This window comes from Sorangium sp. So ce117 (assembly GCF_051524395.1).
Taxonomy (GTDB): domain Bacteria; phylum Myxococcota_A; class Polyangia; order Polyangiales; family Polyangiaceae; genus Sorangium; species Sorangium cellulosum_B.
This window is the reverse complement of sequence record NZ_CP150309.1, coordinates 9475862-9489086: the sequence shown is the minus strand read 5'-3', so window position 1 is coordinate 9489086 and position 13225 is coordinate 9475862. Positions and strand designations below refer to the sequence as shown.

General features: G+C 72.2%; 8 protein-coding genes. 3 read left to right on the top strand and 5 right to left on the bottom strand.

Going from position 1 to position 13225, the window contains the following annotated elements:
• Nucleotides 1-21: 21 nt before the first annotated feature.
• The gene (locus WMF46_RS35590; RefSeq protein WP_437981274.1) at nt 22-1272 is read right to left on the bottom strand and encodes a hypothetical protein; all 1251 of its coding nucleotides are present in this window, start codon (nt 1270-1272) and stop codon (nt 22-24) included.
• Between the two features lie 1166 nt (nt 1273-2438).
• Between WMF46_RS35590 and WMF46_RS35585 the strand changes: the two genes are divergently transcribed.
• Both WMF46_RS35585 and WMF46_RS35580 read left to right on the top strand, forming a co-directional pair.
• The gene (locus WMF46_RS35585) at nt 2439-3896 is read left to right on the top strand and encodes a formylglycine-generating enzyme family protein (RefSeq protein ID WP_437981273.1); all 1458 of its coding nucleotides are present in this window, start codon (nt 2439-2441) and stop codon (nt 3894-3896) included.
• 29 nt (nt 3897-3925) lie between these two features.
• Nucleotides 3926-6901: a glycosyltransferase gene (locus WMF46_RS35580; RefSeq protein WP_437981272.1), complete on the top strand. Its 2976-nt coding sequence runs from the start codon at nt 3926-3928 to the stop codon at nt 6899-6901.
• 74 nt (nt 6902-6975) lie between these two features.
• On the opposite strand, the gene WMF46_RS35575 is transcribed toward WMF46_RS35580, so the two are convergent.
• A complete protein-coding gene (locus WMF46_RS35575) occupies nt 6976-9714 on the bottom strand; it encodes a kelch repeat-containing protein (protein WP_437981271.1) in 2739 nt (912 codons plus the stop codon).
• A 441-nt stretch (nt 9715-10155) separates the two neighbouring features.
• Here WMF46_RS35575 and WMF46_RS35570 point away from each other — a divergent pair, with 441 nt between their 5' ends.
• Nucleotides 10156-10320 carry a hypothetical protein gene (locus WMF46_RS35570; RefSeq protein WP_437981270.1) on the top strand — a complete coding sequence of 55 codons (165 nt, stop codon included), beginning with the start codon at nt 10156-10158 and terminating at the stop codon, nt 10318-10320.
• On the opposite strand, the gene WMF46_RS35565 is transcribed toward WMF46_RS35570, so the two are convergent.
• The 3 genes from WMF46_RS35565 to WMF46_RS35555 form a co-directional block, all read right to left on the bottom strand.
• Entirely contained in the window at nt 10302-11078 is a 777-nt protein-coding gene (locus tag WMF46_RS35565; RefSeq protein ID WP_437981269.1) for a DUF6748 domain-containing protein, read from the bottom strand. The two genes, WMF46_RS35570 and WMF46_RS35565, sit on opposite strands and share 19 nt — an antisense overlap.
• A 529-nt stretch (nt 11079-11607) precedes the next feature.
• Nucleotides 11608-12240 carry a class I SAM-dependent methyltransferase gene (locus tag WMF46_RS35560; RefSeq protein WP_437981268.1) on the bottom strand — a complete coding sequence of 211 codons (633 nt, stop codon included), beginning with the start codon at nt 12238-12240 and terminating at the stop codon, nt 11608-11610.
• 11 nt (nt 12241-12251) lie between these two features.
• Entirely contained in the window at nt 12252-13205 is a 954-nt protein-coding gene (locus tag WMF46_RS35555; protein ID WP_437981267.1) for a LysR family transcriptional regulator, read from the bottom strand.
• Between the last annotated feature and the right edge of the window lie 20 nt (nt 13206-13225).

Sequence of the window (13225 nt, the reverse complement as noted above, 5' to 3'; positions counted from 1 at the left end):
GCGGCGCCTGTCATCGCGACGTCAGTTGCACGTCGCGGTCTGGCAGACCTCCATCTCCGCGGCGCACGCCTCGCCCACGCACGCATTGCAGGCCTCGGCGTCCTCGCCGCTGCACGCCTCGTTGCAGGCGCCGTTCCCTCCCGTCATCTGGCAGGCGAGCGCCGCCGAGAGCTGGGGCCCGACGCTCTCGCAGCTGTTCACCACGCAGCCGTAGGCCGCGGCGTCATCCTGGGCGTTGCCGAGGCACTCGAACGCCTCGACGCACGTGGTCGTCCCGTTGCCGTACCACGTCGCCGCGACCAGGCCCTCCTCGGTCTGGCAGTTCTCGTAGGCCGGGGAGCGCGGGAAGTACGGCCCGATCAGCATGCACATCTCGTCGCGGGTGGTCAGGCCCTGCGCGATGGCGCGATCCTCGACGTTGTTGAAATCGCAGCGGTAGTCCAGGGACTCTCCCGCCTTGACCTCGAGGAACGGCGAGAACTCCTGCGACGGGACCCCTTCCCACCGGTCGTGGGTATAGAGCTCCGTCATCTTGCCGTCGAGATCGACCTTGTTCGCGGCGTAGCCGACGCCGCGCCGGTGCATGTGCGACTGGATCCTCACGACCGAGATGTCGTTCTCGGCGACACAGCGCATCCGCGCCGTGGAGCGTCCGTGCGCCGGCACGCTGATGAAGGGGTTGTAATGGAAGAGCATGCCCGCCTCGACCTTCACCTCGTCATCCGCGATCGTATAGAGGTTGATGCGCGCGTCGGTCTCGACGGGCTTGGACGACGAGTTCAGGTAATGGGTGTTCATGAGGAGCACCGTGCCCGGCGGGACCTTGAGCGCCACGCCCTCCGGGAGCTCGCCGAGGAAGGAGTTGCCGCTGGGCGACTGGGAGCCCGCGACCACGCCGTCGACCTCCCAGTCGGCCTGGGGGCCGTCGTTGCAGTCGTGCACCTGGGTCGCGTCCAGGGCGACGCCGCGGCGCGTCTCGGTCGGGATCGACGTGTAGGGCGTCGTGTACAGGAGCACGTGGTGGCTCCCGCCGGAGAACCGCACCATCTCCCGGTTGACGTTGAGCCCCTCCGGCGGCGCGACGAAGAGCTGGCAGCGCTCGATCTCCTGCGCCGGATCGAGCGTGGAGACCATCCGATACTGCACGCCGGTGCCCTCGGCCGGCGGCGCCAGCAGCTCGTCCTCGGAGGGTTGAGGGTTGGTGTCCGAGGAAGAACAGCCGAAGAGCGCGACTGCGCCGAGGAGAGCAATGAGTGAGTTCGTTGTTCGCATGCGTTGATCCCTGCCGTGTGTTGGTATCGCATCTCGCGCGCTCCGGTCGTGTCGCGCGCACATGGGTCCCGGGGGCTCGCGGAGGGGCGCGCACCCGGGGAAATCGATCGACGCCGGCTGGTCCGCGCCGGCATGTCCGCGGCCGACCTCATCCCATCGAGGGCGGAGGCGGACGGATAATGAAGTCATCTCCAGGATCGAGGGCGGCCGCGCCCGCTCGGCCGGTCCCGCGAGCCCCATCTCGGAGAGCGGTCGAGCAGCGTGTCGATGGCGAGCCGCACCTCGAGGCGAGCCAGCGTCGCCCCGATGCAATAGTGATTGCCGCCGCCAAAAGCAATGTCCTTGTCGGCGCCCCGCCGCAGATCAAACGCGGACGCGCGGGGGTCGATGATCGCACCGCTCACCATGTCGACACGTACGCTCGGCGCCGCGCCGAACTCCCCACTGTCCTCGCTGCCACGCGCCGCGGCGAGGGGCGCATGGGGCGACTTGGCGGTTCCTTCGTGCCGGCGGGATGAGGGAATCCCCCCACCACGCACACGTGGATCTGCCGCGAGAGCGCGGACAGGCTGTGCTCGTGCAGCCGCTCGCAGCTCGCTGTTCTGTTCAGGGCGAGCTGCGGGTCGTTCGCCGTGAGCTCCCACGCTGAACGATCGGTCGTCAGGCGGCCATCGCGCAGCAAGGATACGACGTCCTCTGCGCCGGAGGACGAGCCGCGCGCCCCGCGCTCGTCCGCGTGCCATGGCCCATTGAACACCTCGGCCGACAGTGCGTACATCCTTTCGCTTCGCTGTGAGTTGTGACCAGGGCGCGGGCGACCGCGGTTGAGCCCGGCGTCGAGCATCGCTGGATGCCATGCGGACGAGCGCCTGTCGAGCCTCGATCCCGGCGCCGATGGGTCACCCGGAGTGGCATTGGCAGGCTGTTTTGTGCTTGTTTTCGCGCTGGTGCCGGTCAGATCATGTGTTGAGTGAAGAACTGTAAAGACACTTTGATAAGCGTGATGTCGCGGGCATGGCGCGAGGTAGCGAGGTAGGGGCGCGCGCCGGCGCGCCCGCTCTTCCGGCGGGGCGAGGGCGCTCCGGGCGCCCTCCGCCGCTCGGTCGGCTGCGCCGCTCGGGCCGCTGCGAGCGCACCTCGGCCGCGCTCTCTGGTAGCGTGGGCCCGTGCAGCCTCGCGCCACCGCATGCCGCGTCCTTCCTGCGATCGTCCTGGGGGCGGCCGTCGCCCTCCTCGCCCCGGACTCGGCGCAGGCCGCGGATCCGGCGCCTGCCGTCGCGATCGACCTCGGGGGGGTGCAGCTCGAGCTCGTGCTGGTGAAGGGTGGGCGCTTCCGTCAGGGCTCGCCGCCCGCGGAGGCCGGGCGCGGCGACGACGAGGCGGTCCGGGACGTGACCCTCGGCCGCGACTTCTACCTGGGGAAGTTTCCGGTCACGGTCGGGCAGTTCGGGCGCTTCGCCGCGGAGACTGGCTACCGCACGGAGGCCGAGGTCGGCGCCTCCGGCGGGTTCGGGTTCGACGGCAAGGGCCTCTCGCAGCGCAAGGAGTTCACCTGGAGGACTCCCGGTTTCCCGCAGACCGATCTGCACCCGGTGACGCTGGTGACCTTCAAGGACGCGGGCGAGTTCACGCGCTGGCTGACGCAGAAGACCGGCCGCGCCTTCGACCTGCCGACCGAGGCGCAATGGGAGTACGCCGACCGCGCGGGGACCCAGACGCGGTTCTACGCGGGTGATGCCGACGGCGCCGCGGCCGCCATCGGGTGGTTCAAGGGCAACGCGGGGAGCGGGACGAGGCCTGTCGGGCAGAAGCAGCCGAACGCCTTCGGACTGCACGACATGAGCGGCAATGTCTACGAGTGGTGCCGCGACTGGTACGGGCCCTATGCGCCCGGCCCGGCGGCCGACCCCGAGCAGACGGCGCCCCCGGCCGGCGACAAGCCCCGGCGCGTGCTGCGCGGCGGGTCGTGGCTCAAGGACGCGAAGCACCTGCGCGCCGCGGCGCGGTACCGCAACGACCCCGGCAGCCGCAACGCGGACAACGGCTTCCGCGTGGTCGCCGCGCTCTCGGCGAGCGCCCCTGCCGCGGCGCCTGGGCCGACCCCGCCGCCGGCGGCGACCGCGCAGGCGCCGCGCTCGAGCTCCTGGTCGACCGCGGCGACGGTGGGGTTCGTCGGCGGCGGCCTCGTCCTGGCCAGCGCCGTCATCGGCCTCATCGGCCTGCTCGTGCACCGCGCGGTCGGACGCAGGCCCATGGCCGGGGCGCCGCCCGGCGTGACGTTCCGGCCGCAGGGCGACGGCTTCTGGCTGCACGCGCCCCCGCACCTGCACGGGTCGATGCTCCACTACCGCTGCCTCGTGAAGGGCGCGATCCGGCGCGCGTCGGTCCCGATCGAGCCGGGGCCGCGCGGGCAGTTCGTCTACACGGGCGGCGTCCCTTCCGGCGTGGAGGTGGAGCAGATCGGCGCGGCCGGGTGGGCCGCTCCGCGCGCGGCCGGGTGGGCCGCGGCGCCGTCCGCCGCGCCGCGCGCGGCCGCCGCGGGGCACCGGTCGAGGGACCGGATCTCGAGCGCGCCGGACGTGGCCGTCGCCGCGCCGTTCCGCGGCTATCCGTCGGCCTACTGAGCCGCGCCGCTCTCTCTCGCATGCTTCGCATGTTCCGCAGCTCCCGCATGCGCCGCCCCCTCTGCGCCGTCTTCGCCGAGGCGCCCGCGCACCGCGCCCGCGCCGGCCGCACGCTGCGCGCGCTCCGGCTCGCCGGGCTCGCGCCGGTCGATCTCACGGCGGCGCCGCTCGCGGCCGCGGCGGAGGCGCTCGCGGCGGGGCCGGTGTGGCTCGTGCGCGGGGGCGCCTGGCCTGCGCCCTCCGCGGCGATCGAGCCGGACCCGTTCCCGCCGCCGAGCGACACCGGGCTGCCGCTCTGCGCGCTCGGCGCCGTCCTCGCGCCGATCGACCTCGCCGCGCCCTCCGTGCCCGAGCCGGACGTCACGGCGTGGGCCGAGCTTCTGCGCGCCACGGGCGGCGAGCTGAGCCGCGCCGCGCGCGCCCGCCGCGCTCCGGGGCTGCCCCGCGCGGCGAGCGTGTACCTCGACGGGGCGCTCGCCGCGGGCGTCGCGGCGCGGCTCGGCGCGGGCGAGCCGCTCGACGCCGCGCTTCAGGGCCAGCTCGGGGCGCGGCGGGCGCGCGTGGTGCGGCACGCGCCGCTCGACGTGTGCGACGACGCGGCGCCGCGGGTCGCGCAGGTGGTGACCAGCCTGCAGCAGGGGGGCGCCGAGCGGATCGCGATCGACCTCGCGAGGGAGCTGCCGCGGCGCGGCGTGCGCTCGCTCGTCTGCGCGGTGTACCGGCCGACCCGCGCCACGTTCGCCGCGCCGCCGGGGGCGCTCGATCTGTCCGATGCGCGCGGAGACCGGGAGGCGCGCTTCGACGCGCTCGCCCGCGGGCTCGCCGCGTGGGGCGCGGATCTCGCGCACGCGCACCTGTTCGACGCCGAGGATCTCGCGCGCCTGTCCGCGCGCGGGTACCGCCCGCTCGTCACGGTGCACAACGTGGCTGCAGGCTGGCCGGCGGGGCTCGATCGCCTCGCTCCGGAGGGCGCCACGCTGCTCGTTGCGTGCGCGCGCGCGGTCGAGGCGGAGCTCGCGGAGCGCGCGCTGCCGATCCCGGCGCGCACGGTCTGGAACGGCATCGACCTCGCTCCTGCGGAGGCGGCGCGCCGGGCTGAGGCGGCGGAGGCGCATCGGTCCGGATCCGGGTCGGGGGAGGCGGTGCGCCGGTCCAGCGGGGCGGAGGCGGTGCGCCGATCCCGGTCGGCGGAGGCCGCGGCGTGGCGGAGGCGCCTCGAGATCGCGCCGGACGACCTCGTCTTGCTCGCCGTGGCGAACCCGCGGCCGCAGAAGCGGCTGCACCTGCTGCCTGGAATCCTCGAAGCCACGCGGGCCGCGCTGGCGGCGGCCGGCGATCCGCGGGCGGCTCGGCTCGTCATCGCCGGGAGCGCCTCGCCGGGCAGCGAGCAGGCGCTGGCCGCGGAGGCGGAGATCCGGCGCGAGGTCGACCGGCTCGGCCTGCGCGCCGAGGTGCGCTTCGCGGGCGCGGTCGGCGACGTCGCCGGGCTGCTCGCGGCGGCCGACGTCCTCGTGTCGCCGAGCGCCCACGAGGGGCTGAGCCTCGCGCACCTGGAGGCGCTCGCGGCGGGCCTCCCGGTCGTCGCGACCGGCGCTGGCGGCACCGCGGAGATCGCGGCCGAGACGCCGGCGATGGTCCACCTGCCGCTCGACGCCGCGCCCGAGCGGTTCGCCGGGGCGATCGTGGCGGCGGCGCGCGCGGGCGCCGCGGGCGGCGCGGGCGACGCGCGCGACGGGTCGACGAGCGGCCGGGAGGTCGTGGTGCGGCACTTCAGCCTCGCGCGGATGGCCGAGGGGTATGCGCGGCTCTACCCGCGGGCGATCGCGCGGAACCGCGGCGTGCGGCGGGGCGACGGGCTGCTCCTCGTCACGAACAACTTCTCGATGGGCGGGGCCCAGTCGAGCGCGCGCCGGCTGCTGCTCGGCCTCGCGGCGGCCGGCGTCCGTGGCCGGGCGTCCGTGATCGAGGAGCAGCCGGAGTACCCGACGCCGGGGCGGCGCGCGCTCGAGGCCGCGGGCATCCCGGTGCTGGCGGTACCGCCGCCGGCCGACATCGAGCCTGCAGAGGCGGTGGAGCGCCTGCTGCGCGCGATAGAGGAGGACCCGCCGGAGGCCGTGCTGATGTGGAACGTGATCGCCGAGCACAAGGTGCTCCTGGCCGACGGGCTGCTCGACGTCCCGCTCTTCGACATCAGCCCGGGCGAGATGTACTTCGCCTCGCTGCGCCGGTATTTCGCGTCGCCGCGCCGCGGGCTGCCGTACCGCGCGCCGCGTGACTATGGAGCTCGTCTTGCGGGGGTGATCGTCAAGTACGGGGCCGAGGCGGCGCTCGCCGCCGAGGTGCTCGGGGCGCCGGCGCATGTGGTGCCGAACGGCGTGGCGCTCGGCCCGCGCCCGTCTGCGGCGCTGCGCGCGCCGGCGCCCGAGCAGCGCGCGTCCGGCGGCGGGCACGGGCGGCTCGCGATCGGGACGGCGGCGCGCATCCACCCGCACAAGAAGCTCGACGAGCTCCTCGCCGCGCTGCGCCTCGCGGCGCCGCGCTTGCCGCCGCACGTGCTGCGCATCGCAGGCGGCGTGGAGCGCGGCGCCGAGGCGCACGCCGAGGAGCTGCGGCGGATGGCGGCGGGGCTGTCGGTCGAGTGGGTAGGCGAGCTCGCCGATACGCGCGCGTTCCTGCGCGAGCTCGACGTGTTCGCGCTGATCGCCGAGCCCGCCGGGTGCCCGAACGCGTCGCTGGAGGCGATGGCCGAGGGGCTGCCGGTGGTGGCCACGGCGGTCGGCGGCATGTCCGAGCAGGTGGACGACGGCGTGACGGGCCGCCTGGTGCCGCCGGGCGACGCCGAGGCGCTCGCCGGGGCGCTCGTGGAGCTCGGCGCCGATCCGGCGCGGCGGGGGCGCATGGGCGCGGCGGGGTGGGAGCGCGCGCAGGAGCGGTTCTCGCTGGAGAGGATGGTCGCCGATTACGTGGGCGTGTGCCTGGGCGGGCGGGACGTGCGTAGAGACTAGCCAGTACAGCGTTGCCCAGGGACGAAATTGCCGTGGCGAACCGTCGCGATCCGGGCGCGATAGCCCCGCGGGCGTCAGGGGGTGTAGATCTCGACGCTCCCGTCGTAATTGCCCACGTTGATCACCCTGCCGTCCGCGAGCAGGAGCATCATGCTGTCCAACGTATAGGGCTGGTCTATCGGCCCCGTCGTGGTCCACGTGTTCGACACCGGGCTGTAGACCTGGGTGCTCCGGAGCATGCCGGCGCCGTTTCGCCCCCCCGCGATGAGCACCCTGCCGTCGTTGAGCCGCGTCGCGCCGTGCATGGAACGGGCGATGATCGCAGGACCGGCTGACCAGGCGTTCGACGCCGGATGATATATCTCGGTGGTCGACAGATAACTCGAGGCATCGCGCCCTCCGACGACCAGCACGTCACCGCTGGCGAGCAGCGTGGCGCTATGTGCTCCGCGAGCGGCAACCATGTCGCTCGCAGCCGTCCACGCGTCGGTCGTCGGATCGTAAATTTCGGCGGTCCTGGTATAGCTATCGTTGCTATTGCGCCGGCCTCCGGTGACCAGCACCTTGCCGTTCTGGAGCAGCGTCGCGGTGTGACCCCGACGGGAAACGACCATGGGCGCGGCCGTCGACCAGATGTTGGTCGACGGGTTGAAGAGCGCCGTGGGCGCCTGACCGTTGACACTATTGGGATCTCCCCCGGCGACGAGCACCTTGCCGCTCTGAAGCAACGTCGCGGTATGGGAGGTCCGGGCGAAATCGAAGCCCGTGGGTCCCATCGACGACCACGTGTTGGTGGCGGGCGTGTAGAGCGCGGCGCTCTCCAGCGCAGAGACGTCCTCAAAGCCCCCCACAACCAGCACCTTGCCGTTCCCGAGCAGCGTCATCGTGTGCCATGTTCGGTCCACTGGCATGTCGGGCGCGGACGTCCAGGTGTTGGTCGTCGGGTTGTACAGCTCGGCAGTATTCTCGGGGTCCTCGTCGTCATCGTCGTCGTATCCGCCCGTCACGAGCACCCTGCCGTCCTGGAGCCGCACCGCGGCACCGGCGGGGTGGGCCATGGCCATCGGCGCGACGAACTTCCATGTCTCGGCGTCGAGGTCGTAGAGCTCGGCGCTCGCCAGGTACCCGGTCGTCAGGCCGTCGTGCCTGAAGCCGCCCGTGATGAGCACCTTGCTCAAGCCCAGCAGCGTCGCGGTGTGCTGGGTGCGCTTGCTGCCCATTGGCTTGATGGCGATCCAGGTGTTGGTCGCCGGGTCGTACATCTGCGCGCTGTCGGTCTCCGTGCTACTCGCGGTGGTTCCGCCCGTGACGAGCACCTTGCCGCTCAGGAATCGAGTCGCCGTGTGGGACATGCGGGGGGTGGTCATCGACGCGGCCGGGGTCCAGGTGGGCGACGTCCCCGGGGTGTAGAGCTCGGCGCTCGAGAGCTCGTGAGAGTTCGAGTCGGCGCCGCCCACCATCAGCACCCTGCCGTCCGGAAGCAGTGTCGCCGTGTGCTTGTTGCGGGCGACGCCCATCGATCCCGCCGTCGACCATGTGTTGTTGCTCGGGTCGTAGAGCGCCGCGCTCGTCAGGTAGGCGCCATTGCGCCCGCCCGCGACGAGCACCTTGCCGTCGAGGAGCCGCGTCGCCGTGTGCCCGCTGCGGCTCGTGGTCATGGGCGCGGCCGGCGACCAGCTATTGGACCCGGGAGTGTAGAGCTCGGTGCTCGCCAAGTAGGTGGAGCTGTCACTCTGGCCGCCGGTCACGAGCACCTTGCCGTCCTCGACCGACGTCGCGGTGTGCCCGGAGCGCTCCACGGTCAGGCTCCCGGCCGATGACCAGCTGTTCGTGTTCGGGTCATAGAGCTCCGCGCTCGCGAGGGACACGTTGGAGGCGTTGCTGCCGCCCGCGATGAGCACCCAGCCGTTGCTCAGCCGCGTCGCCGTGTGGTAGCGGCGGGCGGTGGTCAGCGAACCGGCCGGCGACCAGGTATTCGTGTCCCGGTCATAGAGCTCCGCGCTCGCAACCACAGCGCCGTTGTAGCCGCCCACGATGAGCACGTCGCCGCTCGAGAGCACCGTCGCGGTATGCCCGCTGCGCGCCGTGCTCATCGCGGGCGCCCACGTCCAGACCGGGTCGACAAGCGCCGGCTCTCCACCCGCGTCGGCCCACAGCTCGATCGTCGCCCCGCGCACCTCGAGGCGCACGGCGATCGGCCGCCCGCCGCGCGCGTACGCCGCCGGCGCCGTCACGCGCAGCCGCGCCGCGCCGGCCTCGTCGACCACCTCGACCGCGTCGCGCTGCTGCCGGAGCGTCGCGCCCTCGACCTGCCACACCGCCGCGGGCGCATCCGCGCGCGCCACGCCCGCGTCGAGCAGCAGCCACTCCTCGTAGCCCGCGTCGATCGCCGACCAGAACGACGTGCCGCCCTTGCGCGGATACGCCACCGCGCGCTCGGCGAGCTCGCCCTCGCCCTCGGCGTCGAGCTCGCGCACGCGCGCCTCGAACCCGCCGGGCAGATGAAACCGGATCTCGCCCTCGCCGCGGGCCGGCAGGGCGGCGTGCAGCCCGCCGCGGCGCAGCAACGCTGCCTCGATGTCGAGCTCGCGGCTCGGATCGCCGAGCGAGGCGAGCGAGAAACCGTCGTTGATAGCGACGAACGCCTCGCTGGCCTCGAGGACCTGCGCTGCCTGATCGGGGAACTGCTGCCGCAGCTTGACGCCTGCGGGCGCTTCAACGCCGCAGCCGGCGCCGCAGGCCAGCAGCGCCCCACCGAACAGCCATGTCGATAAGATGAATAGCCACCGTTGTAATGGTGAATGAAAATGCATCACGGATCTCCTCTTGAACCACCGGCGCCTGGAGACGGCAGGCCCCCATGTGCGCGTACGCGCATGCAGAAGGCGTACCTGCCCATGCACGTGGAGAGGCGCGCCGCTCTCTCGCTACCCCGCTCTACGATGCTCGTCGGCGCCGTCGTCTGGCCCGTCGCAGGCTGCTGCCCGCTGCCGTCACGTGGCTGGCGCGCGCCCCCGCGCAGCGCCGCCCCCTCGGGCCGGCGCTGCCGCCTCCAGGGCCTCCACGTGACATGTCACGCCGCGATCGTGACATGTCACGTGACATGTCACGCTGCCCTGGCGGTCGGTGAAGGATCTCGCTCGCTGGCTGTCGGGCGAACACGGCATCTTCGAGCCATGGATAAGTCGTTGCGCTCGTTCAGCTCCCGGCCGTGCGGGCGAGCCCGTTCTGGGTCGCGGAGGCTCTCGTTCAACATGGAACGAACCGGTCGGACTCGGCTCCGCGAGCTCACCAGCGGGGCAAAGGCGCTTGCCACGGGCGTCATCGCCTTCGCGGCGCTGGCCATGATCTGGTTCGTTGTGAACGCGGCGCGCAAGGAGCACGAGCCGCCCAGCCGGCGTCACTTCAGGCGCAGGTAGAACTCCGCCACGCCGAGGCGGTTCATCGAGCCGGCCGGACCGGCGGTGATCGCATGTTGACCGGCGACCAGCAGACCGGGCCCGGACAGCGCCTTCATGCCGCCGTCGACCTGCTTTTCCGTGGCCCCGGACGCGGACAGAAGATCGAGGCCGTCGAGTGAACCGCTCAGGTTGGTGTTCAGGCTGTGCTCGGAGAAGGAGGGACAGGGGTACGTCACGCACACGATCCCGCTGCTGTCGACCCGAGAGAAGTGGCCCTTCGGCGCATTGCCCGTCACCCCGAGCCAGATTTCGCTGGCGATGAGGACGTCAGCCGGCGGCGACTGCAGGTCGCCGAGCTGGACCTGCTTCAGGCCGCCGCGGACCAGCGCCTGCCCGGCGCCGAACGCCGCTCTGGCTTTGGCCTCGGTCGAGCGGTCGAGCCCGAGCCCGGACAGATCCAGCTCGAACATGTGGCATTCTTCTTGCCAAGTTCCATCGGCGCAGCGGGTCACGCTGGTGTTGACGCGGGCGACAAAATGGCCGCCGCACATCGGCGCGGCGCATCTGCGGTAATCAGGACGGGTCGCGATGAAATAGTCCGCCACGGCGACCTCGGCCGCGGCCAGCGCGCCGACATCGTCCTCGACGTCGAGCTCGGCCTGGGCGAGGTCCCCCGCGACGCCGCCCTCGCGCGGGGCTTCGCAGGCGAGCGCTGGCGCGGCCAGCACGCCGAGCAGGGAGAGCAGCGAGAGGCGATGATGGGTGAGGTTGAACATGGGTGTTCTCCAGGAGCGGACACAGGTCAACGTGGATGCGAGCGCCTCGGCCGGTCCGCAGGCTCGAGGCGCCTTCATGGGCTTCCACGCGTCGAGGGGGCGAGCTGTCGCGAGCGCGGTACGCCCCTGCCGCCCTGCCACCTGCTCGCCGTGCTTCGCCCGGAGACGATCGCCTCCAACGAATGAATGCAGTGTGCTAGCAGACCTGCCGAGTGAAAAGCTGGTCGGAGCAAGAATTCGACGAGCAACGAGGCGTCGCGAAATCGACCTGAAGTAACGTGGATTGTAGGGGACTGTCCCCCAAGCTCATCGGTGCTTACGGAGAGCTTGACGAACTATGCTGGCACGGGATCGCGCGGTTCCCCGCCACGGTTCCCGGCCGCAGTTCTGACTCGGATTTTGCCGTTATTGTTGCTCGCGCATCCCCGTGCCCCCATGCGCCGTCCGCGAGCGCCGCGGGGAGCATCCGATCTCCGATCGGAACCAGGGTTGGCTGGTCGCATGAGGGTCGGTCGTGGCGAGCTGCGCGCTACCTCGGCTTCTTCGCCACGACGAACGCAACCATCCTCCCGCCGCCAACCTCCCGCTCCTCGATGTCGACGAACCCTGCCTCGCGCATCTCGCGGAGGATCGTCTCGCGATCGTAGCTGTGGACGACCGGCGCCTTCCCGAACCAGCGCATCACCGTGATGATCGCGCCGTAAGGTACCCAGGTGCCGCCGAGGCAGACGTTGGACGAGATGAACGAGCCGCCGGGCTTGAGGAGGTCGAAGATTGTCTTGAGGGTGCGCCGCCGATCGGGGACGAGGTGGAGGATGGAGTAGGCCCAGGCGCTGTCGAAGTGCTCGGGCTCGTACGGGGTAGGTCCGTCCAGCGTGCCCTGGCGAAAGGTGACGTTGGTCGCGCCCTGGGCCTGCTTCTTCTGGTCGGCGATGCGGATCATCTCGCCCGAGACGTCCATCGCGTGGATGTGGCCGGCGCACGGCGACATCTCCAGGGCGAGCGAGCCGGTGCCGCAGCCGATCTCGAGGACCGTCGAGCCCGGGCGCAGGTGCTCGCGGGTGATGGCCTTCTTGCGCTCGAAGGCGGTAACGTTCGCCACCGGCTTGGCGGCGTACTTCTCGGCGAGGTCGTCCCAGAACTTGGCGTCGGCGGTCGTCATGGTCGACGAATCTACGCACGCGGCGCGCCCGCGCCCGGTTCAAGTTCGTGACGCAGGGGCGCAGTTTCGCGCCAACCCTCGGCCTCGCCGCGAAACAGCGCCGCGCGCGCTGTCAGCGCCGCGGTGATGCCCTCGCGCGCGGCCCGAAGGCGCGCGTTGTCCCGGAGGTCGCGGTGGCTGAGGAGCCAGAAATCGGCGACGTGGCGCAGGTCCGGCCTCGCGAGGCGCTGCAGCCCGGGCTCCGGATCGCCGGCGTACGTGGGTAACATCACGAAGCCGAGGCCCGCGTGTGCGGCCTCCATCATGATCGCCATCGACTCGAACGTGCCCCAGAGGGGAACCTCGGGATAGCTCGACGACGCGACGAGCTCCTTGACGATCCTGTTCACGGTGGATCCGAGCCAGCGCGCGGGGCGCGCGCCGCGCTCGGGGTCGAGCTGGGCAGCGTGCGCGGTCGCGACGTAGTTGCAGAGGGTGATGGGGACGAGCCGCCGTCCGATCAGGTGCTCCGGCGGGGACGCGCCGGGCAAGAGCGCGCGCACCGCGACGTCGGCCTCGCGCTTCGACAGATCCAGGTTCTTGGCGTCGGCATCCAGCTCGAGCTCGATGCCAGGATGCTGCTCGCAGAGGCCGGCCAGGGCGCGGAGGAGGAGCTTCGCGATGAACGGGTCGGTGCAGGTCACCCGCACGGGCCCCTCGAGCCGCGCGTCTTGCCCGGCGAGGCCGCGCTCCAGCGCGGCCATCTCCCGCTCGACGCGCTCCGCCCCCGCGACCATCTCGTTGCCCGCGTCCGTCAGCTGGTACCCGTCGCGGTGCCGGTCGAACAGCTTCACGCAGAGCCGCGCCTCGAGGGCCTCGACCCGCCGCGCCACGGTCGAGTGGCTCACGCCGAGCATCGCGCCCGCCGCGCGGACGGAGCCCGTTCGAGCGAGCGCGAGAAAATGGCGCACGTCATCCCAGTCCACGACGCCCGCCAGCATACCCC

What these genes read in the sequence shown, in the direction of transcription:
- WMF46_RS35590 (WP_437981274.1), bottom strand. Translation starts at nt 1,272, where the DNA reads ATGCGAACAACGAACTCACTCATTGCTCTCCTCGGCGCAGTCGCGCTC.
- WMF46_RS35580 (WP_437981272.1), top strand. Translation starts at nt 3,926, where the DNA reads ATGTTCCGCAGCTCCCGCATGCGCCGCCCCCTCTGCGCCGTCTTCGCC.
- WMF46_RS35575 (WP_437981271.1), bottom strand. Translation starts at nt 9,714, where the DNA reads ATGCATTTTCATTCACCATTACAACGGTGGCTATTCATCTTATCGACA.
- WMF46_RS35570 (WP_437981270.1), top strand. Translation starts at nt 10,156, where the DNA reads ATGGAACGAACCGGTCGGACTCGGCTCCGCGAGCTCACCAGCGGGGCA.
- WMF46_RS35565 (WP_437981269.1), bottom strand. Translation starts at nt 11,078, where the DNA reads ATGTTCAACCTCACCCATCATCGCCTCTCGCTGCTCTCCCTGCTCGGC.
- WMF46_RS35560 (WP_437981268.1), bottom strand. Translation starts at nt 12,240, where the DNA reads ATGACGACCGCCGACGCCAAGTTCTGGGACGACCTCGCCGAGAAGTAC.